Genomic DNA, 20,550 nt, shown 5'->3' with positions numbered 1-20,550 from the left:
TTTAGGGGATTTTGGGGGATTTTGCAAAGGTCTCAGACCCACAAGTCTGCAATAAGAAAATAGAGAAGGGCTAAAGGCCGTCTGAAAATCTGATTTTCAGACGGCCTTTTATATTGTGCGAGTTTATATCAAAGATGGGGTATAAACTGAATCAGCGACGACGGCCAAAGCCCCGCCCCATGCTTGGGCGGCGGTAGTTGGAAGGCTGACGTGCGGTTTCGCGGTAACGCTGTTGCTGTTGAGCGTTTTGTTGTTGGGCACGCAGGGTGCGCGTATTCAGCTGTTGGCTGGTGCGTCCGTTTGGACGTGCGGTTTGATAATAGTTGGCACGGGCTTGACGGGCAATCGGGCTGTTTTGATTGCGTGCCTGTGTGAATTTGTTGGCCAATGCGTTGCCGATAAATGCACCGGCTGCCGCACCCACCAAGCTTTGCAGCAGCCAGCTGCCGGTGGATTGGTCGTAGATGTATTGTTGGCCGTCTGTACCGGTTACCGGTTGGCCGTTGTTGCCGTTGGCTTGTGCCTCGGCAGGAATGGTGTCTTTCACGGCTTCAGGCGTGAGCTGGTAAACCGTATTGTCTTCTTGTTGGCCGTTTTGTTGTGCCAACTGTTGTTGCAATGCTTCGATTTGTTTTTGCTGCTGCTCAAGCTGCGCTTGGGTATTGTCTTTGCAGGCAGCGAGGGCAAAAGTGGAAAGGGCGGCTAAGGCAATCAGTTTTTTCATTGTTTTTCCTGAGAGAGGTTTGTCTTTGCCGAGATTTCGGCGGAGTGTGTTTGCCTAATATTAAACCATTTCCCTGTTTTTCAAGTGGTTTTACAAAATAATATTGGAAAGTTGCGCTGCAAATGCACGGCTGTTGGCAGCCAGATTGCCCAGTGCAGGCATTTCGTGTTCGGTTTCGATAATCAGCAGGTTGGCAGGGCGGCGTGTGTGCAGGGACATTTGCATTTCAGCGGGAGAGAAGGGCACGTGATGGCGTTTGGCGAAAGCTTCGGCGCGTTTGTTGGCGGTCTTGAGCATGGGCAGCAGGGTAATATCCAAATGGAAACGGCGTACGCCCAAAACCAAAATACGCGCTGCGAAGAAATCCGCTTCATCAGTAAAAAGGCTGGGGCTGCTTTGATTGAAGTCGTGGCGCTCTGCGGCAATCAAAGTCGCGATGGTGCGCACTTGCGGAATCAGGGCTTCGCTGATGAGGCTGTCAGGCGAATCAGGCAAAGTGTGCATGTTGAGCATGCTGTGGTGGCTGTTGCTGTCAACGACCATGCGGCAGGTATGTAACATTTGGGTTTGGCTGTGGATTTTAGTTGAGGCAGTCATGGCTGTATTCCTTATTTCTTAAAAATGGGTGGATTTAAGCGGCCATGGTGGGTATAAAAAAAGCCGCTCAAATGAGGCGGCTCTAATTTGCGTATTTTCAATTTGTTCTGTTTCAGACAAGCGCAAAAAAGTACCGCACGTTTGTGTGGTACCAATAGAAGAAAGTAGCAGAGCGTTGCGCGGTTTGCATGATGAAAATACGTCTTTAATGTATAAAAGAATGAGACGTAGTTTAAAACAAGAATGCCAGTAATTTCAATATCCAATCGACAAAACCCACCAATAAATCTACAAGTTGTTGTAATCCTTCCAATTTATTTTCTTTCGAGTGAGTCAAATTTGCACAATTATAATGCAAAACCGGGTGAATTGATAACAATCCGAGCAGGCTCTTTAAAAAGGCCGTCTGAAAACTGAATTTCAGACGGCCTTTATTTTTGTTTATCCAATCAATAAACGTCGCGTTGGTAGCGTTTGTCTTCGCGCAGGTCGTTGAGGTAGTCTTCGGCTTCGTCGCGGCTGAGTTTGCCTTGGGTTTCGATGACTTCGATCAGGGCGTTTTCGACATCGCGCGCCATGCGTGCGGCGTCGCCGCAGACGTAGATATGTGCGCCTTGTTGCAGCCAGTTCCAAACTTCGGTGGCGCGTTCGGCGATTTTGTGTTGGACGTAGACTTTGTGTTCGCCTTGACGGCTCCATGCGAGGTCGGCGCGGGTGAGGAGGCCGTCTTTGCGCCATTCGCTCCATTCGAGTTGGTAGAGGAAGTCGTCGGCCAGGCGTTGGTTGCCGAAGAAGAGCCAGTTTTTACCGCTGTCGCCATTGGCGGCGCGTTGTTGCATAAAGGAGCGGAAGGGGGCGACGCCTGTGCCTGCGCCAATCATGATGATGGGAGTGTCGCCGTTTTGGGGCAAGCGGAAGTTGGGGTTGGGTTCGACAAAGACACGGATTTCGCTGCCTTCTTCGAGGCGTTCGCCCAAGTAGCCAGATGCTGCGCCGGTGTAGGTGTGGTCGTGGTGGTTGAAACGGACGACGCCTACGGTAAGGTGGACTTCTTCGCCGACTTCGTCTTGGGCGGAGGCGATGGAGTAAAGGCGCGGGGTTTGTGGGCGGAATAGGCTGTATAGGGTTTGTGCGTCCAGTGGGTGTGGATGGGCGGCAAATACGCCGACGGGCGGTGTGGCGGCGAGGTAGGCATCCAGTTGGGCTTTATCTGCGACTATGGTTTTGAGTTCTTCGTTGTTTGTTAATTCGGCGTATTGTTGGACGAAGGCGGGTGTGTTTTGGGTAATGTCTGAGGATTCGGTCAGGGCTGTGCGGATGTCGGTTTCGCGGCCGTCTGAAAGTTGGATGGTTTCGTTGCCGTTCAGTTGGTTGAGGTCGAGGATTTCTTGAACGAGGTCGGCGGCATTCAGCGGCCATACGCCGAGCACGTCGCCTGCCTGATAATGCAAACCTGAGCCGCTGAGGTCGATTTCGATGTGTTCGACGTCTTTTTCTGCATCGCGCGAGGTGATTTTTTGGCGCACAGAGAGGGTGGCTGTGTAGGGTTTTTCTTTGGTGTAGACGGCATCGTTGCTTGGTGTTGCCGAGCCGTTTGGTGCAGCGGTTGTACTTGGGCTTGCTGCTTGGGCAGTTAACTCGGCTACTTTGGGTACGACGGCGGCAATCCATGCGTCGGCATCGGTTTGGAATTCTAAGTCGCAAATGCCCAAGTCGTTCAGACGGCCTGCGCCCAGTTCGGCAAATTTGGCATCAAAGTCTTTGCCTGCTTGGCAGAAGTTGGGATAGGAGGAATCGCCAAGGCCTAAGACGGCGAAGGTCAGTTTGCTGAGATCAGGTTTCTTTTTGCCGTAGATGAATTTGTACAGGGGCAGGGCTTCTTCGGGCGGTTCGCCTTCGCCTTGGGTGGAGGTAACCAAAAGGACGATGTCTTCGTCGGGCAGGGTTTTGCTTTTGAAATTGCCTGCGCTGCTGAGGCGGGCTTCTACGCCGGCGGCTTGAAGTTTGGCGTGTAATGATTCGGCAACGCTGCGGGCATTGCCGGTTTGTGAGGCGGAGAGGACTAATACGCGGCGGCTGACTGTCGAGGCGGCTGTTTGCAGGGTAGATGGTTCGGCTGCTGCTCCGGATACGCTTTGGCTTTGCGCCCAGCAATAGCCGGAGAGCCAGGCAAGTTGGGTGGGGGATAGGGTTGAGAGTTGGGCGGAGAGTTCGGGGGGAAGCGGATTGGCTTGGCTCATTTGGATTCCTTTGTTGGACGGCTATAACCGATTGTTTGAATAATGGACAGTCGCCACTTTAAACAGGCCGTCTGAAAAAAGGAAAGAATGCTTGGTTTTAATTTAAGATGATTTCGTTATATTCGGGAAGGTATTAGGCCGTCTGAACATGCTCATTCAGACGGCCTTGGATTGGATAGAAACGAGATTTTCAGTTTCCGCTGGAGAGTTTCATCACTACGACGCCGGAGATGATGAGAAATGCGCCGAGCCAGCGGCCGATGTTGGCGGCATCGTTGAAAAATACAACACCTACCAAAAACGCTCCTGCCGCGCCTATGCCTGTCCAGACGGCGTAGGCTGTACCCATTGGAATACTTTTTTGGGCAAGGTAAAGGAAGTATCCGCTGCCGATGATGCAGGCAAGCGCGGCGGCAAAGCCATGCCAGCGGTAGCCTTCCTGTTGTGTCAGCTTCAAGCCTAATGGCCAGCCGATTTCCAGCATACCGGCTAAGATTAAATAGAACCAACTCATAATATGTCCTGATAGTGTGTTAAGGTTTCAGACGGCCTTGGAAAGATTGTTTTCTTCCGAGAGTTCAACGCGTTGTCCGATATCTTTTAGATTGGAGTATTGTTCGACCAAGCGCGGTACATCGTCCAAGCTCATTGCAAACATCCATAAATAAGTGCTGACGGAATAGATATGGCCGGCGCTGCCATAACCTTTAAGCGTCATGTGTATAAAGGTGAAGCCGAACAATACGCTCATTGCCATGCCGATACTGAGATAGCCTAAGGCTTCGCGGTTGGAAATCAGCACGCGTAGTTTGGCAACCCAGCCGTAGTGGCGGTAGAGCTGATGCTCGTTTCCATCGCGGATAAGGTGGTTGTCGCGTTCAAGCCGGTTGTTTAAACGGAAATATAGGTTTTCGCTGATGGCGGCAAAACGCGGCAGCAACCATAAAAACAGGGCAAGTATCGCGACAGCCAATACGCCCACCCAAAATTCCAATATCAGCAACATCATACATGCACCGAAGATGGAGACCAGCGAAGTAGCAGCGATGGGCAGGTGTTCTTCAAAAAAACTGACAAACTCACGCGATAGGGTAACGCGTGCGGTAATGGCGGAATGCGGTACTTCTCGTTTGCGCTGTTTCAATACAACGGGGACGGCGATTTCGGTATAGATTTGGGTAAACGTACGCGTATCTGCTGCTCGGCGGGCGGCTCCGACCAGCCACATTAATAAAACCACCACGCCATACAACATTGCCTGCCAGACGTTGCCTTCCATAACGGCATTAATCGCCCAGCCGCCAAACACAGGATATACCAGCAAGAGCAGATTATCCTAGCCGACGAGAGAGAAGGTTGTGATGAGTTTGCGGCGGTGTGTTTGACCGATGTGTTTCAACATTTTCCACATGGTTGCCCTCCTTATTTAGTATTGAGGGTTTGCGCCATTAATTCGGCCAACGCGTCCAAATCGGCAAACAGTCGGGCTGCACGTTTTTCACCGAAGGCGCTAAAAATTCGTTTGCTGAATTCCTGCATGTTTTGCACCAATGGTGCGGCAGATTCCTTGCCTTGCTCGGTCAGCGACAATAAGCGTTCGCGTTTGTCTTGTTCGCTTTCTTGAAATGTCAGCAAGCCTTGTTCCGCCAGCGTTTTGCATGTGCCGGAAACGGTTTGCTTGGGCAGGCTCCATTCTTCGCCTATGTATTTTTGAGTGCGGCTGCCTTCGGTGGCTAAGGTGTAGAGAACGGCGAAGGTATTGTAGTTGGTGTTTTGCTGTTTAATCCATTGGTCAAATGCGCTGTCTATGTGGCTGATGCGCATACCGAGTTGGTCGAGCTGATTCATAAATTGGTCTCAATATTGACTAATTGAATGCGGATTATAGTCATGTTTAGGACTAATTGCAAATAGAGGGCCGTTTGAAACAATCATTTTCAGACGGCCTTGAAACCGTTAAAATAATTAATGTAGAAACGATATATTTAAACTACGATAAACCTAATAAAACCATCTTCAACACATACGCCATGATTCATTTCTTATCTCAAAACATCTCCTCTAAACAAGCCACTGCCATCGGGCTGCTTGCCGTTGCTTTGTGGAGCTTTGTCATTTCTCTGATACGCTCTTTGAGCCTGCATATGGGGGCAGTGGGCGGCGCGGCAATGATGTACACCCTGTCTACCGTATTGATTTGGTTGATTTTCGGCCGGCCGCATTTGCGCAATTACAACCGCAGCTATCTGTTTTGGGCGAGTGTGTTTTTTGTCGGCTGCGAACTGTGTTTGTCGCTCTCGGTCGGTTTTGCGCAAAACGCGAGACAGGCGGTGGAAATCGGCATGGTCAATTATTTGTGGCCGACGTTTACCATCGTCGGAGCGGTATATTTCAACAAACAGCCGTCAAAATGGTGGATAGTCATCGGCTTTGTGCTGTCGTTTTTAGGGATTGCCACTGTATTGGGCGGCGATGTCGGCTTGTCGATTTCCGGCATCTACCACAATGTCCGCACCAATCCCGGCGGCTACATCATGGCATTTGCGGATGCGGTGTTTTGGGCGGCATATTGTACGCTGACGGCGCGCGTGAAAGCGGAAGGCAGCAGCGTCGGCTTCTTCTTTGCACTGGTGTCGATACTATTGTGGATAGAGTATTTTCTCAGCGGCGCGGATACGTTGAGTTTTGATTCCGTATCGTTCGGCTATGCCGTTGCCGCTGCAGCTTGCATGGGTTTGGGCTATGCAGTGTGGAATATCGGTATTTCACGCGGTAATCTAACCGTATTGGCAGGCGCATCTTATTTCATTCCGGTATTGTCAGCGGTAGTGTCATCATTTTTGATTAGCGCGCCTTTGTCCATGACGTTTTGGCAGGGGGCGGGAATGGTGTGCTTAGGGTCGATTGTGTGTTGGTTGGCGACCCGGAGAAAACAGATGGCGTGAGGCAATATTCCATAGCTTCGCGATATAACGAAAACAGCTTTTTTAACAACCAAACATTCTTTCCCATTTTCAGACGGCCTGTTTAAAGTAGCAGTCAGTTTGAGAAATCACGAGAAATGGGAAAGAATCATGACTGCAGCTTCCGCTCCGCTTTTACGCTTCATTACCGCCGGCAGTGTCGATGACGGCAAATCCACCCTCATCGGCCGCCTGCTCTACGACAGCAAAACCTTACTGACCGACCAGATTGACAAGCTCAACCGTGCCGCTGAAAACGGCGAAACGCCTGATTTTGCCAGCCTGACAGACGGCCTTGCCGCCGAGCGCGAACAAGGCATTACCATTGACGTGGCTTACCGTTATTTTGCTACGCCCAAACGCAAATTCATCATTGCCGATACGCCGGGACATGAGCAATACACGCGTAATATGGTTACCGGCGCATCAACTGCCGATGCCGCCATTATTTTGGTCGATGCCACACGCGTCGATTTTTCAGGCAACGAACCTGTCCTCCTACCCCAAACCAAACGTCACAGCGCGATTCTGAAGCTCTTGGGCTGCCCCAACATCATCGTCGCCGTCAACAAACTCGACCTGCTCTATTTTGACGAAGCCAAATATCAAGCCATTACCGAGGCTTATCGCAAACTGGCGGAACAAATTGGTCTCAAAGCCCAAATCCACTTCCTACCCATCAGTGCCTTAAAAGGCGACAATATCGTCAATGCCAGCAGCCAAACTCCGTGGTATCAAGGTTTGCCGCTTTTGCCTTTGCTTGAAAGCCTGCCTGTCAACCGTCAAAATGCCGCAGACCAAGCCGCGCACTTTCCCGTACAACGCGTGGCACGCCAAGACGGCAGCAGCAGCGATGACTTCCGCGGCTATCAAGGCAGATTGGAAGCGGGCCGTCTGAAAGTGGGCGATGAAGTCAAAGTTTTACCCAGCGGCCATGTTGCCAAAGTTGCCGAAATCTACAATGCCAACGGTAAAACCGAATCTGCCGAAGCAGGGGAAGTGTTGACCGTTGTTTTGGATACGGACATCGATATTTCACGCGGCAACAGCATTGTTTCAGCCGACAGCGCCATTGTTCCCGAGCAACAATTCCAAGCCGCGCTTTGCTGGTTTGACGATATTCCGCTCAATCTGCGCCGCAAATACTTGCTGAAAAACACGACCCAAACCACGCCCGTAAAAATCAGCGAAATTGCCTACGTTTGGGACGTCAATACCCTCAGCCGGGTCGAATCCGCCGAAACGCTCAAGCTCAACGACATCGGCAGCGTCAGCCTCAAAACCCAGCAGCCGCTTTCTGCTGCCGCATACGAAGACAACCATGCACAAGGCGCGTTTATTTTGATTGACGAAGCCACCAACCATACTGTCGCAGCAGGCATGATACGCAAAGTCAGTGAAACAAACAGTTTTGAAATTTAAAAGAAAGTTGCAATAAAAAAAGGCCGTCTGAAGTTTCAGACGGCCTGTTATTTTATCCAAGGCGAAATGCTTATGCGCCGTAAACCGGATATTTATTGCACAAAGCAGTCACTTGTTCGCGGACTTTGGCGAGGTTGGCTTCGTCTTCAGGGTTGGCCAATACGTCGGCAACCAAGTTTGCCAATACGCGCGCGTCGGCTTCGTTAAAGCCGCGTGTGGTCATGGCGGCGGAGCCGATGCGGATGCCGGAGGTAACGAATGGTTTTTCCGGATCGTTCGGGATGGCGTTTTTGTTGACGGTGATATGAGCTTTGCCCAAAGCGGCTTCGGCGGCTTTGCCGGTGATTTTCATCGGTTGCAGGTCAACGAGGAAAACGTGGCTTTCAGTACGGCCGGAAACGATGCGCAAACCGCGTTTAACCAACTCTTCCGCCATAGCGGCAGCATTGATTTTCACTTGTTTTGCGTATTGTTTGAACTCAGGTTGCAACGCTTCTTTAAACGCCACGGCTTTGGCAGCGATAACGTGCATCAACGGACCACCTTGCAGGCTTGGGAAGATAGAAGAGTTCAGCGCTTTTTCGTGGGTATTGTCACGGCACAAAATCACACCGCCGCGAGGGCCGCGCAGGGTTTTGTGGGTGGTGGTGGTTACGAAGTCGCAGAATGGTACGGGGTTAGGATATTCGCCGCCGGCAATCAGGCCGGCATAGTGCGCCATGTCGACAAAGAGGTATGCGCCGACTTTATCGGCGATTTCGCGGAATTTTGCCCAATCGATTTGTAGCGCATAGGCAGATGCGCCGGCCACAATCATTTTAGGTTTGTGTTCAAGCGCCAAGCGTTCTACTTCGGCATAATCGAGAACTTCGTTTTCATCCAAACCATAAGTAATGGCGTTGTAGAGTTTGCCGGAGATGTTAACGCTTGCGCCATGGGTCAAGTGGCCGCCGTGTGCCAGAGACATGCCCAAAATGGTGTCGCCCGGTTTCAAAACTGAAGCATATACGGCTTGGTTGGCTTGCGAGCCGGAGTGCGGTTGGACATTGACATATTCTGCGCCAAACAACTCTTTAGCGCGGTCAATCGCCAATTGTTCGACAATATCAACGTATTCGCAGCCACCGTAGTAGCGTTTGCCAGGATAGCCTTCGGCGTATTTGTTGGTCAATTGCGAACCTTGGGCTTCCATAACGGCACAGCTGACGTAGTTTTCAGAGGCGATCAGCTCGACGTGGTCTTGCTGGCGCTTGTCTTCTTGGGCGATGGCTGCTGCCAAATCGGGGTCATATTGTGCGAGGGTAACGCTTTTTGAAAACATGTTCTCGATTCCTTTGTGATGGGCTGAAAATATAGGATGGAGTGCTGCGAATTGGTTCAAGATGAACTATTTTTCTTGCATTGTCAACAATTGTGTCGGGTGTTTGGTTTCAGACGGCCTGAGATTAAAGGGTTTATTTGAAAATATCATCTTGTTTTAAATGAAAATCCATTTTTTCCAGAAGCGCGGCTAAGTCGGCTTCTGCTTGGGCAGCCTTAAGATTTTTTGCCAGTTCTACTAAGGCTACTGCATTTAATCGTTCTTTCTCCAGCCGTAGAGCTTCTTCGCTGAAGATTTTGATATTGTCTGCCGATTCGGCGGTATCTATTTTTTCAAATGGATAAAATGATTCTTCGTGCACGGCCAAACCGTCGGGCAAGGGGGCAGCATGGTTGAAATCGGCATCATTGACCGGCATCCATGAAGGATGGTTTTCAAGCAGGATAAATTGTCCGTCCATGCCGTTGATATGACGGAATAGGGTGGTTCGGCCATTGTGTAAACGCATAAGCCCGATTGTATGCCCAAGTCGGTAAGCCGTCTATAAAGCCGTTTCTTTCTATTTTGGCGCTAACTTATGTTGATATTATTAATTTTGATGTAAAACAGTTTCGACTTAAAAAAGACTGGATAAAACGCCCGTGTTTGTTATAATGAAGCTAAAGATTGATTCGTCCTAGTTTTTGACCGCAGTACTTTTTTATTTAATTAACAAGAGAGGAAAACAAAATGTTTCCAGAATATCGCGATTTGATTTCTAAACTGAAACAAGAAGATGCACACTTTGCCCGTTTGTTTGACGAGCACAATGAGCTGGACGATAAAATCACCGGTTTGGTTAACAACCCTGTTACCAGCGGTGCCGAAGAGATTGAAGAGCTGAAAAAAGCCAAACTCAAACTCAAAGACGAATTGTATGCTCTTCTGCAAAAAGCAGCAGGCAAATAATTAAAAATTGAATAAGGCCGTCTGAACGGTATGATAGAAATCTTGGATTTCGTTTCATGCCGGTTCAGACGGCCTTTTTAGTTGTTTGGTATTTGTTATTTTTATTAGCACAATTTAACTTTTAATTGTAAATCACTCTTAATTGCGTTGAAAACTCTGTTAAGGTTATTTAAAATCTCGAATAATTTTTATTTTGATTTTAAACAAACAAAACCAAGAGAAACAATGCAATGAAAACATTCACACTCGCTATTTTGCCTTTGGCGTTAATTAGTGCATTCTCACACGCAGCTGAAGAGAAAGCAGTTGAGCAGGCTGAAGTCGATACCGTTTACGTTACTGCCGAGAAGCAGTTGCAACAGTCGCTCGGTGTATCGCGTATTTCTAAAGACGACATCGACAAACGCCCTGCAGCCAATGATATTTCCGAATTTGTCCGCACTATGCCAGGCGTTAACCTGACCGGCAATACGGCGACGGGTCAGCGTGGCAACAAACGCCAAATCGACTTGCGCGGTATGGGCCCTGAAAATACATTGATTTTGATTGACGGCAAGCCGGTTAATTCGCGCCAATCCGAGCGTATTAGTATGCGTGGTGAACGCAATACGCGTGGCGACAGTAACTGGGTGCCGGTTGAAGAAATCGAATCGATTACTGTTTTGCGCGGTCCGGCGGCGACCCGTTATGGCTCTGGCGCGATGGGTGGCGTGGTCAATATTGTTACCAAAAAAGTGTCTAAAGAATTTAAAGGCCAAGTCAATCTGTATGCCAATCAGCCGCAAGACAGCAATGAGGGCGCAACCCGCCGTATCGGCTTTAATTTGAGCGGCCCGATTATCCAAGATACTTTGGGCTTCCGCGTTTACGGCAATTTGAATAAAACGGATACAGATGCTGCCGATATTAATGCCGGACACGGCAATGACAGCGCGGCCGGTGTCGAAGGCGTACGCAATAAAGACATTGCAGGCCGTCTGCAATGGAAAATCAGCCCAGCGCAAACGCTGATTTTGGACAGCAGTTACAGCCGTCAGGGCAATATCTACAACGGCGATACGCAAAACAGCAATCCGCGTTCTGCTTTGGTTAATTCTTTGGCCGACAGCAAAGCCGAAACTGCCCGCTTATACCGTTCCGCTTATTCTTTAACCCATGACGGCGCATGGGAATGGGGCGATACTAAAAACGTGATCAGTTATGAGCGCACAATCAACAGCCACTTGCCTGAAGGTTTGGCCGGTGGTCCGGAAGGCAGCTATACAGGCTTGGATTTTGTTCAAAGCCGTCTGAAAAACCTGCGCTTCAGCAGCGAAGCGAATATTCCGTTCAAACTTGGTGTCGATAACGTGTTGACGGTTGGTGCAGAATTTACTGACAGCAAATTGGACGATCCTGCCTCCAATACTCAGGGATTTAAAGACCAAGGCAAAACCGATGCGTTTAACGGCATCTCCGCAACGCGCGGTGGTAAGGCATCTCAACGCAACTGGGCGGCATACGTTGAAGACAATATTTCATTGACCGACAAAACCCATCTGATTCCGGCTATCCGTTTCGACCACAACAGCGACAGCGGCAGCAACTGGAGTCCGGCTTTGAACTTCTCACATCAAATCGGCGAAAACTGGTTGGTCAAAGGCGGTGTTGCCCGTGCGTACAAAGCGCCAAATTTGTATCAAACCAATCCTGACTTTATCCTGTACACACGCGGTCAGGGCTGTCCGCTCAATGCGCCGAACAGTGTCCGCTGCTACTACATGGGCAATGGCAATTTGAAACCTGAAACCAGCATCAATAAAGAGATTGGCCTTGAGTTCAACAAAAACGGCTGGCAGGCTTCCGCGACTTATTTCCATAATGCGTACCGCAATAAAATCGTGATCGGCGACCAGCTTATTGCCACCAGCAATATCGGCAACTGGCTCCTGCAATGGGAAAATACGCCGAAAGCGACGATTTCGGGTATCGAAGGCAACTTGGTGATTCCGTTGCATGACACACTCAAGTGGAGCAACAATTTCACTTACATGCACAAATCCGAAGATTATCAAGGCAATCCATTGTCTTTAGTGCCGAAACACACCATCAACAGCACACTGTCTTGGACGCCGAACGAACGCTTCGATGCCAATCTGACCTTTACCCACTACGGCCGCACCAAGCCGCGCAGCGTGGCAGTCAACCGTTTGGAGCAAAACGGCAATCCGCGTGCAGGCGTAGCGGCGTTGTCTTCCGAACACAGCCAAACCCAAGTCGGCTCTTACGGCATTTGGGGCATCAATGCAGGCTATAACTGGAACAAACGCGTGGCCGTCCGTGGCGGTATCAGCAATCTGTTTGACAAAAAACTGTACCGCACAACTGCCGGCGCACAAACTTACAACGAGCATGGCCGTGCCTTCTACGGCAGTTTGAAAGTATCGTTTTAAGTAGAAGCGTATTAAATCAGGCCGTCTGAAACGGTGTGAAATGAAATCTAGGATTTCTGACACATGGTTTCAGACGGCCTTTTTGATTTTAAATTTAGAATTATTTGTTGTTACGGAATTTGCTTCACTTTTTTAGAAAAGTAAAAAGGCGGCATTTGCCACCCTATGAATCTAAAAGATTTATTCGACCCAAGTCACCATTTCTTCAATCGGTTTGCGTGATTTTTTGGTGATTTCTTTGGCACGATAGCCGAATGTTGCCGCTACGGATACGCCCCATTCATTGGCATCAAACAGGCCTTCTGCCGCCAATACTTCGTTCATTTTATCGTAGTTGAAGCCTTCGATTGGGCAGGAATCGATGCCGATGGCCGCTGCGCCTGTGAGCATATTGGCTAAAGCAATATAGGTCTGTTTGCCGCTCCAGTCGAAGAGTGCGCGTTGGTCGTCGGCAATTTTAATGTCGGTTTCTTGGAAACTTTTGTATCTTGCCAACGCTTTTTCCAGTTGCTCTCCTTGCAGGCCCCTGCGTTCGGCAACGCTGCGGAAGAACGGGGTGTCGTAACGGGCATTTTTCTTGGCAAGGATAATCACCAGATGGCTGCAGTCGTCCAGTTGGGATTGCATCCCCCAGCTGAAAGGCTTGATTTTCTCACGCAGGGCTTTGTTTTGAATCACCAAGAATTTCCATGGTTCGGAGCCGACAGAGCTGGGCGAGAGGCGGGCAAATTCTAAAATCGCTGCAAAATCTTCTTGGCTGATTTTTTTGTTGGGATCGTAATAACGGGTGGAGCAGCGATTTTCGAATACTTGCAGCATTTGTTCGCGTGTAATTTGATTCATCTGGTTTTCCTAATAAATGAAGATGTTATTCCAATATCCGGTTCCTTTTGAGGCATCATTACCGGCATAACCTTAAGGAAGAAACAGGCTGGGGCAACACCATGTTAAATCAAACCTAACGGCTAGGCTATCTTTTAATTCTGAATTTCGCAAAAAAATTCGATAAAAATCAATATAAATACGAAAAGGCCGTCTGAAACTTTAAACGTTTAAAGTTTCAGACGGCCTTTGATTTCAAATCTTAATTACAGATGAGGATTAATCAGGTTTTCCGGGGAGAGGATACGGTTGAGCTCTTCTTCGCTCAACAGACCGTGCTCCAGTACGACTTCGCGCACGCCTTTGCCGGTTTGGGCGCAGATTTTGCCGACCAAGTCGCCATTGCGGTGGCCGATGTATGGGTTCAGATAAGTGACCAAACCGATGGAGTTGAAGACGTAGTGTTCGCAGATTTCGCGGTTGACCGTAATGCCTTTGACGCATTTGTCGGACAGGTTGACCGCGGCGTTGCCTAAGAGGGAAATGGTTTCAAACATACATTGGGCGATGACCGGCTCCATAACGTTCAGCTGCAACTGACCTGCTTCGGCTGCAAAAGTGATGGTCGTGTCGTTGCCGATGACTTTGAAGCAGACTTGGTTGACGACTTCGGGAATCACGGGATTGACTTTGGCAGGCATGATGGAAGAACCGGCTTGCAATTCAGGCAGATTGATTTCTTTCAAACCGGCGCGCGGACCAGAAGAGAGCAGGCGCAAGTCGTTACAGATTTTGGACAGTTTGACGGCTGTGCGTTTCAATGCGCCGTGTACCATCACATATGCGCCGCAGTCGGAGGTCGCTTCGATCAGGTTTTCAGTCAGTTTGCAAGGCAGGCCGCTGACTTCGGAGAGTTTCTCAACAACCAAAGCCGCATAGCCTTTAGGCGTATTCACGCCGGTACCGATGGCGGTGGCGCCGAGGTTGACTTCAAGCAGCAGGGAGCGGGTACGGTCTAGGTTGAGGATTTCTTCTTCCAACAACACTTGGAAAGACTGGAATTCTTGGCCGGCAGTCATCGGCACAGCATCTTGAAGCTGGGTGCGGCCCATTTTCAAAACATCTTTAAACTCTTCGGCTTTGGCGGCAAAGGCGTTTTTCAAGATGGCCAGTTTGTCGAGCAATTCGCCGATGCTGTAATACACGGCAAGGCGGAAGCCGGTAGGGTAGGCGTCGTTGGTGGATTGGCTGGCGTTAACATGGTCCATCGGATTGACGATGTCGTAGTGGCCTTTTTCGTGTCCCAAGACTTCCAATGCGAGGTTGGCAATGACTTCGTTGGTATTCATATTGACCGAAGTACCGGCGCCGCCTTGATAAACGTCGGACGGGAATTGGTCGAGGCAGCGGCCTTTGACCAATACTTCATCGCAGGCTTTTTCGATGGCGGCCGCGATCTCCGGCTTGATGGCACCTAATGCGCCGTTGGCTTGCGCGGTGGCTTTTTTAACCATGACCATGCTGCGGACAAATTGCGGTACGTCGGAAATTTTTTGCGTGGAAATTTTAAAGTTTTCAATGGCGCGCAAAGTATGGATGCCCCAATATACTTCAGCAGGGATCTCGCGGTCGCCCAATAAATCGTGTTCGATTCGTACAGTCATTTCTCTTACCTTCTCGTATAGTTGTGTTGGTGTGCATTATGCGTTTGGAACATTAGCCCAGTTCGGCAAGATTGTCCAGTTAATAAGGCTTAATCGTCAGGATGAAAGCGCGCCGCTTCACGCTCTTTTGCAGCTGTCTCTTTATCTTTCAATTTCGCACCCAAGCCCAACATTTTTTCATATTCGGATTGCGGCGTGCCATCCTCTTCCATGCCGAATGCGCTGGCATTGACCCAAAGGGAAAGCAGGGAAACGATGAAGGCGAAAAAACCAACGATATACCAAAACATTTTTTTCTTCCTTGTGTGTCTGCGTGTGCAGATTGTTGTGGTTTGTAAAGATGTGAATGTAGCACAAACGCGGTTGGGTTTAAATTCTTCTCCCACATCCTTTCATTGATTTACCTGTAAGTGTTTAGAAAAGAAAAGGTGTAAGCCGCCGCCGACTTTTGCACTTTGTTGCAGTAACTTTTGCACTCTAGGCTTCGCGAAAGTTTCGACAGCTTTTGCACTATATCGGATGATGAGAAATAAGAAAAGCGACGCTACCGTCGCTTTTTATTTTACCAATTACATACGACCAATTCTCCACTGGTTTTACCAGTTTTATTTCTTCCGACCGTATAAGCCAATTCAAGTTGAGTGATACGGAAATCTTTAAACAATTCCCTGATATCAGGGTGGTCATTAATGGATAGCATGACCTTACCCTTACTCTCTGCCATCACCTTGGCCAGTAATTCATACTGCTCCCAGCCAAATGATTGGTCATAGCCTGCGGTCTGCCAATATGGTGGGTCTGTATAGAAGAAGGTGTGCTCACGGTCATATCCTTGAAGCAACGATCCCATGATTCATTCTCTACATAAACACCTTTTAAACGGTCTTTAGCAGCCTTTAATTTAACCTCAATCTGTGATGCATCCCACGCTTTTGACGTGGTAGCTGTCCCGAAATGCTGCTGGACGGTTTTGCCGCCGAAGGCATTGTGCTGAAGGTAGAAGAAGCGAGCGGCGCGTTGAATATCTGTCATGCATTCGGGCGGCGTGTTTTGCAGGCAGGCGAATGTTTCGCGGCTGGTAAGCGTCCACTCGAACTGGCGGACGAACTCATCGAAATGGTGTTGTACCACTCGATAGAGATTGATGAGCTGTCCGTTGATATCGTTGAGCACCTCAACTTTTGCAGGAATCGGGCGCATAAAGAATAATGCCGCGCCACCGGAAAACAACTCAACATAACAAGAATGCTCGGGAAACATGGGCAACAGGTGTTTTGCCAATCGTCGTTTGCCGCCCATCCAAGGGATAATCGGTAGAGTTTGTTGCATTTTTTGCATCATATATACTCCTAAATTATGGCATTCGCGATGCTCTAAATCAGATTTAATATGATGCTCAACGGCACTCTGATGATTTATTTAGTTACTGAATGAATTGATGTTTTTACAGCGTGCACATTTGATTTGCACGTATCCGCTGCCTTTGGCAAGCAGTTTGCCGCAGTATTTGCAGCGCATTTCGCGGAAAATTTGCATTTGCATTCACTCCTGTATCAGATAGAATGCCTCGGTCTCTAGAGACTAAGGCGGCCTTAGAAGTCAATGCAGGCATGTTCTGCTTGGCTGGCGTAACAGTGTTCCCGCACTGTTACGTCGCCGTCCCACTTATATTTAAAATCCTCCACAAGGCCGCCTTATTCAGACGGCCTTTTATTTATATTTGCCCACAAATAGCGCAACTCTTTGGCTTTTGCGATGATACGTTCGGCGCATAATTATTTTAAGACGTTATACGAAAGCAACGCCTGGCTGTACTGCACTTATCCTTATACGCCCAGCTCTAAAACAGTAGTATCGGGAGCCTGACCAAGGATACGGTTGCTCAAGACATCATAAAACACGCGCTGATTTAAAGCGGCTTGTCCGCTTAAAACAAGATTGCCGCCGCTTTGCGTTTGCGCTGCCCATGAGCCGCCGCCCAAATTGCCCGTTATTTTGGCGATGCCGCGCTGTTCGCGCTTGAGCAGTGCCGTCAGGTTTTGATACAGATTAGTCATTTTGTTATCCTCAACAAAAAGATAAAAGGCCGTCTGAACATGGCTTTCAGACGGCCTTTAAAGCATCTTTAAACCAGCTTTAATCATTCGTCAAAATAGCGGTCTATCGTTACATTTTGAGTCACGACAGGCGCGTCGTTTTCGATTTTGACTTCGACCGACACACCAACCACCACGCCTTGCCAGTTCCCCGAAGGCTCATTGATTTGCCAAATCTCGCCCAAATTCGCCATAGGAATGGCGTATTTATCCGATACCGGTAAAGACACCGTTTCGCGCTTATGAACACCGGTTTCGCTTAAAGCGGCGATACCGGCGGCAAGCAAGACCGGCTGGTCGGTATAAAGCGTATTAGTCAGCGCGGAGGCACGCGGCTCGCGGTTGCTGCCGTTGCGGTACACATCCGCGCCTTTGCCCTTGTTATGGCTCGGCCAAACATAAACCCCATTGGCACGCTCCGATACATTGCGCTGGCCGCTGATGCTGAAAATCACGCTGACAGGGACACTGACATCGGCAGGCGCATCGGAAACCTCCCAAGAAGCCTTTTTCCATTTGGGCTTAAAGCGGACAACAGGTCGGGCGCGGTCGCTCTCCACAAATCCCCCGGCGGCTTGAGCCAGCTCTTGCAAAACAGCAATCGGCGTTTTATCGGTCAACGAATACACATCTCCCGGAATCAACCAATCAACCATCGTCCAGCCATCCAAATCCACACCTGTCGGGCGTAAAACCTCCGTTGCGATTTGTTGCGCATAAATCGGATTGCGGTATGTACCACGGCCTTTAGGCGCATAGTCCGCGCCCAAACGGGCGGTAACACTGCGGCCGGTTACCGTATAGCTCTTTTGCCCGAAGCGGCGGTTGTCGCTGTAATCTTCCGCGATGATGACAAAAGTATCCGCATTGATTTGCACCTCGATTTCGGCTTCCCGGCCTTTCGGGCGGGCATCAGGATTAATCTTGGCGAAATCATCGGGAGAAACAGTCAAACTGCCTTGCCAGCAATAACCGGCAGTGTCCGTCGTAAAGGAAGCAGAAAACAGCCCAATCGGCTGGCCATCAACCGTAGCCTTAATAATATTTTGCATGATATATCCGTCTAAAACAGGAGTGCTTACCGTATCAAAACAGGCAAACGGCAGTGGAATATGGCGCGCATCGTGTGCAATCTTTTTGCGGTAAAAGCGCAGGTGCAGACGGTTTGAAGGCGGGCGGATACCGCAAACATAAGTTTCAGGAACCGGCTCCGGCTCAACCGGAATCCCATAATACTCGCAAGGCACAGCCAAAGCAGGAAGGCTTTGCGGATGCGCACATCGTGCCAATACCGCCGCCTCGCGCACCTCCGACACCAAACAATCGCCAACCGGCGCGTCATCGGAAAACACACTCTCCGAACATGCCGCCAAAGCCTCGCCAAGACCCGCTGACGATTGATCCGCATTACAGCCACTTAAGAACAAATCATCGGGGAAAGCATCATGCAAACAGCCGTTCAGACCATCCATTCCGGCCTGCACCGCCTGCATACACCCGGCAACCCCGTCAGACAAGCCGACCGTTTCATGCAGGCAACTTTCCAATTCGGGCATATCCGAAAAGGCCGTCTGAAAACAAACCGCCTCCCCGACAGCCTCCGCCGTTATCCCCGACACTTGGACAGCCATGTCGCCCAAATCATAACGACCGGCCGCGCACACCGCCTGCCTTGACACCGCCTGCTGCACAAAGCCCCACGCCCCCGAAACAGTCGCATAACCATCCGGAGGGCGGTACGGATTAGGCTTAAGCGGCGTATCGGGAACAATCTCGCCGCCGTCCTCAATATGGCGCAAAGGCCGTCTGAACGCCAACGGCAAGAGCCTGGACGGCGGACGGGAGCCAATCGCCAAGCCGAAAGGCAAAGGGATACGCGCCGAATCAGCATAAATTTTGTCTTCGGACATTTCAGACGGCCTCAACCGCCGCCGTCACGCTCGACATAAGGCTTAATAAAATCATAAGACACAGGCTCGTATTGCTTTTTATAATCCGTCGCCACCATCAAATACTCCTCGTCTTCCTTGAGCCGGTCAAAGCGGTAGCTGCCGTCTTCTTTGCTCCAAGTATCAGCGATGCAGTACATATTAGGCCGGGCAAACAGGTAAATACGGCGCGAAGCCGGCTGACCGCCCACCGTAACAATGCCCGTACCTTCGCCGGCGATATAGCCGTGGCCGCCGTATTTCCAATGCGGCGATTTGACGGCACGGCTTCGCGCAATCCGGTTGACGATTTTGCCACGCGTCTTGCCGCGCTTAACGGCAAGACGGCTGCGGAAAACATGATTCGGCATGACTTACAGCTCCCAGGCCGTGAGGTTGATCAGCAGGCCGGAATGGTTACTAAAAACTTTGACATACATCCATTCATCGCCGGAATTGTCTAAATTATCGTAAACAGCACCTTGCGGAATAACTGCGTTGCTCGGCATCGCTTCGTTGATACGCATCAAACCCGGAACTAAGCCGCGAAGCGCATATTTACTGCCATTAAGCTCTTCAAATAGGTATAGATCGGAAGCCGTAAAGCCGCCACTGATAGGACTTGGGTAACTGGCAGAGGATTGAACCACATTAGAACCAGCATAAAATCCATTTGGCGCATCCCCTTTGTAATCGCGCATGGCCGTGCAATAAAATCCGTTGTAGGAAGAACTTACACCAGAATTAAAATATCTTTCTGCTCCGAACGCCCCCAACCCCAATAGGTTTTGATGCTCATCCGCCAGCGCCAGGCTTGGAAACTCTCCAAAATAAAGTACAGGGCTGGCTTCAGAACCGCCCGGACTCAACAAAACAAGGGCGAAGGCGCGAGCATGGCCTATTAAAACCCATTTCAATTGGACGTTATTTACGTAATAATAGTGATGAGCAAACCGAACCCTACTATCACTACGCCAAAGCGATTGAACCGCCTTGCCTGCCGTAGCCGATGTAGGCTCTAAAATCCCACAGACATCGGTATAACGATTATAGTTGTCGCCGCCTGCTAAATACTTCGCATCATCCACCCCCAGCCACCACTTTGTCGCCTTCGGGTGCGTACTGCGGAAACAGGCTTCTTGCGCCTTTTCAAACGCCATTTCCCAGCCCAGCCCGTCCTTGCGTTTATTACCCTCGCCATAACCGGTAATCAAGCAAGCTTTTAAAATCGTTTTAATGCTGCCTGCCGCCGATTCAACCTGCGGCGCACCCTCGTCATCCCAGCGGTAAACCTTTACCGGCACACGTTGCGTATCAAACATTTCAGACGGCCTTTCTTTTTACTTCAATGGTTTATTTAAAACCCTATTAAAACAAAAGCCCCGAAAATCGG

At 49.7% G+C, this 20,550-nt stretch carries 20 protein-coding genes and 1 pseudogene; 4 read left to right on the top strand and 17 right to left on the bottom strand.

Annotation, left to right across the window (positions count from 1 at the left end; translation table 11 throughout):
* Positions 1-151: 151 nt before the first annotated feature.
* The 6 genes from HMPREF2865_RS05350 to HMPREF2865_RS05325 form a co-directional block, all read right to left on the bottom strand.
* Entirely contained in the window at positions 152-724 is a 573-nt protein-coding gene (locus tag HMPREF2865_RS05350) for a membrane protein (RefSeq protein ID WP_049332431.1), read from the bottom strand.
* A 90-nt stretch (positions 725-814) separates the two neighbouring features.
* Positions 815-1,321 carry a hypothetical protein gene (locus HMPREF2865_RS05345; RefSeq protein ID WP_070585586.1) on the bottom strand — a complete coding sequence of 169 codons (507 nt, stop codon included), beginning with the start codon at positions 1,319-1,321 and terminating at the stop codon, positions 815-817.
* A 449-nt stretch (positions 1,322-1,770) separates the two neighbouring features.
* A complete protein-coding gene (locus HMPREF2865_RS05340; protein WP_070646152.1) occupies positions 1,771-3,561 on the bottom strand; it encodes an assimilatory sulfite reductase (NADPH) flavoprotein subunit in 1,791 nt (596 codons plus the stop codon).
* A gap of 190 nt (positions 3,562-3,751) precedes the next feature.
* On the bottom strand, positions 3,752-4,075 hold the full coding sequence (locus tag HMPREF2865_RS05335) for a DMT family transporter (protein ID WP_070646149.1): 324 nt from the start codon (positions 4,073-4,075) through the stop codon (positions 3,752-3,754).
* A 27-nt stretch (positions 4,076-4,102) separates the two neighbouring features.
* The gene (locus HMPREF2865_RS05330) at positions 4,103-4,891 is read right to left on the bottom strand and encodes an ABC transporter six-transmembrane domain-containing protein (RefSeq protein WP_283120643.1); all 789 of its coding nucleotides are present in this window, start codon (positions 4,889-4,891) and stop codon (positions 4,103-4,105) included.
* 92 nt (positions 4,892-4,983) lie between these two features.
* A complete protein-coding gene (locus HMPREF2865_RS05325) occupies positions 4,984-5,409 on the bottom strand; it encodes a MarR family winged helix-turn-helix transcriptional regulator (protein WP_070646146.1) in 426 nt (141 codons plus the stop codon).
* 182 nt (positions 5,410-5,591) lie between these two features.
* Here HMPREF2865_RS05325 and yddG point away from each other — a divergent pair, with 182 nt between their 5' ends.
* Positions 5,592-6,506, top strand: coding sequence for an aromatic amino acid DMT transporter YddG (gene yddG / locus HMPREF2865_RS05320; RefSeq protein ID WP_070646171.1), 915 nt, complete (start codon positions 5,592-5,594; stop codon positions 6,504-6,506).
* A 129-nt stretch (positions 6,507-6,635) separates the two neighbouring features.
* Positions 6,636-7,946 (top strand): sulfate adenylyltransferase subunit 1, encoded by a 1,311-nt coding sequence (locus HMPREF2865_RS05315; RefSeq protein WP_070646143.1) that lies wholly within the window; start codon positions 6,636-6,638, stop codon positions 7,944-7,946.
* 70 nt (positions 7,947-8,016) lie between these two features.
* On the opposite strand, the gene glyA is transcribed toward HMPREF2865_RS05315, so the two are convergent.
* Together glyA and HMPREF2865_RS05305 are read right to left on the bottom strand one after the other, a co-directional pair.
* Positions 8,017-9,267, bottom strand: a complete 1,251-nt coding sequence (gene glyA / locus HMPREF2865_RS05310; protein ID WP_004520001.1) for a serine hydroxymethyltransferase — start codon at positions 9,265-9,267, stop codon at positions 8,017-8,019.
* A 133-nt stretch (positions 9,268-9,400) separates the two neighbouring features.
* Positions 9,401-9,775 (bottom strand): hypothetical protein, encoded by a 375-nt coding sequence (locus HMPREF2865_RS05305; protein WP_070585602.1) that lies wholly within the window; start codon positions 9,773-9,775, stop codon positions 9,401-9,403.
* A gap of 221 nt (positions 9,776-9,996) precedes the next feature.
* On the opposite strand from HMPREF2865_RS05305, the gene HMPREF2865_RS05300 reads away from it, so the two are divergent.
* Both HMPREF2865_RS05300 and HMPREF2865_RS05295 read left to right on the top strand, forming a co-directional pair.
* On the top strand, positions 9,997-10,215 hold the full coding sequence (locus HMPREF2865_RS05300; RefSeq protein WP_003685475.1) for an HP1242/YdcH family protein: 219 nt from the start codon (positions 9,997-9,999) through the stop codon (positions 10,213-10,215).
* 230 nt (positions 10,216-10,445) lie between these two features.
* A complete protein-coding gene (locus HMPREF2865_RS05295; protein WP_070646140.1) occupies positions 10,446-12,647 on the top strand; it encodes a FepA family TonB-dependent siderophore receptor in 2,202 nt (733 codons plus the stop codon).
* A gap of 180 nt (positions 12,648-12,827) precedes the next feature.
* On the opposite strand, the gene HMPREF2865_RS05290 is transcribed toward HMPREF2865_RS05295, so the two are convergent.
* The 9 genes and pseudogenes from HMPREF2865_RS05290 to HMPREF2865_RS05255 all read right to left on the bottom strand — a co-directional run bounded on the left by HMPREF2865_RS05290 (position 12,828) and on the right by HMPREF2865_RS05255 (position 20,479).
* A complete protein-coding gene (locus HMPREF2865_RS05290) occupies positions 12,828-13,490 on the bottom strand; it encodes an NAD(P)H-dependent oxidoreductase (RefSeq protein WP_070646137.1) in 663 nt (220 codons plus the stop codon).
* A 245-nt stretch (positions 13,491-13,735) separates the two neighbouring features.
* Entirely contained in the window at positions 13,736-15,133 is a 1,398-nt protein-coding gene (gene aspA / locus HMPREF2865_RS05285; protein WP_070646134.1) for an aspartate ammonia-lyase, read from the bottom strand.
* An 89-nt stretch (positions 15,134-15,222) separates the two neighbouring features.
* A complete protein-coding gene (locus tag HMPREF2865_RS05280; protein ID WP_003746297.1) occupies positions 15,223-15,423 on the bottom strand; it encodes a hypothetical protein in 201 nt (66 codons plus the stop codon).
* 272 nt (positions 15,424-15,695) lie between these two features.
* Positions 15,696-16,474, bottom strand: a pseudogene (locus tag HMPREF2865_RS05275) (DNA adenine methylase).
* 78 nt (positions 16,475-16,552) lie between these two features.
* Positions 16,553-16,675, bottom strand: coding sequence for a zinc finger domain-containing protein (locus tag HMPREF2865_RS11620; RefSeq protein WP_283120641.1), 123 nt, complete (start codon positions 16,673-16,675; stop codon positions 16,553-16,555).
* A 284-nt stretch (positions 16,676-16,959) separates the two neighbouring features.
* Positions 16,960-17,190, bottom strand: coding sequence for a hypothetical protein (locus HMPREF2865_RS05270; protein ID WP_070646132.1), 231 nt, complete (start codon positions 17,188-17,190; stop codon positions 16,960-16,962).
* An 83-nt stretch (positions 17,191-17,273) separates the two neighbouring features.
* Positions 17,274-19,139 (bottom strand): hypothetical protein, encoded by a 1,866-nt coding sequence (locus HMPREF2865_RS05265; protein ID WP_070646129.1) that lies wholly within the window; start codon positions 19,137-19,139, stop codon positions 17,274-17,276.
* Between the two features lie 11 nt (positions 19,140-19,150).
* Positions 19,151-19,528, bottom strand: coding sequence for a hypothetical protein (locus HMPREF2865_RS05260; RefSeq protein WP_063076038.1), 378 nt, complete (start codon positions 19,526-19,528; stop codon positions 19,151-19,153).
* Between the two features lie 3 nt (positions 19,529-19,531).
* A complete protein-coding gene (locus tag HMPREF2865_RS05255) occupies positions 19,532-20,479 on the bottom strand; it encodes a hypothetical protein (protein WP_063076039.1) in 948 nt (315 codons plus the stop codon).
* Positions 20,480-20,550 lie beyond the last annotated feature (71 nt).

It is taken from the genome of Neisseria sp. HMSC073G10 (assembly GCF_001812605.1).
GTDB lineage: Bacteria > Pseudomonadota > Gammaproteobacteria > Burkholderiales > Neisseriaceae > Neisseria > Neisseria subflava_A.
Note: the sequence above shows the minus strand (reverse complement) of the source record. Positions and strands in the feature narration are given on the sequence as shown.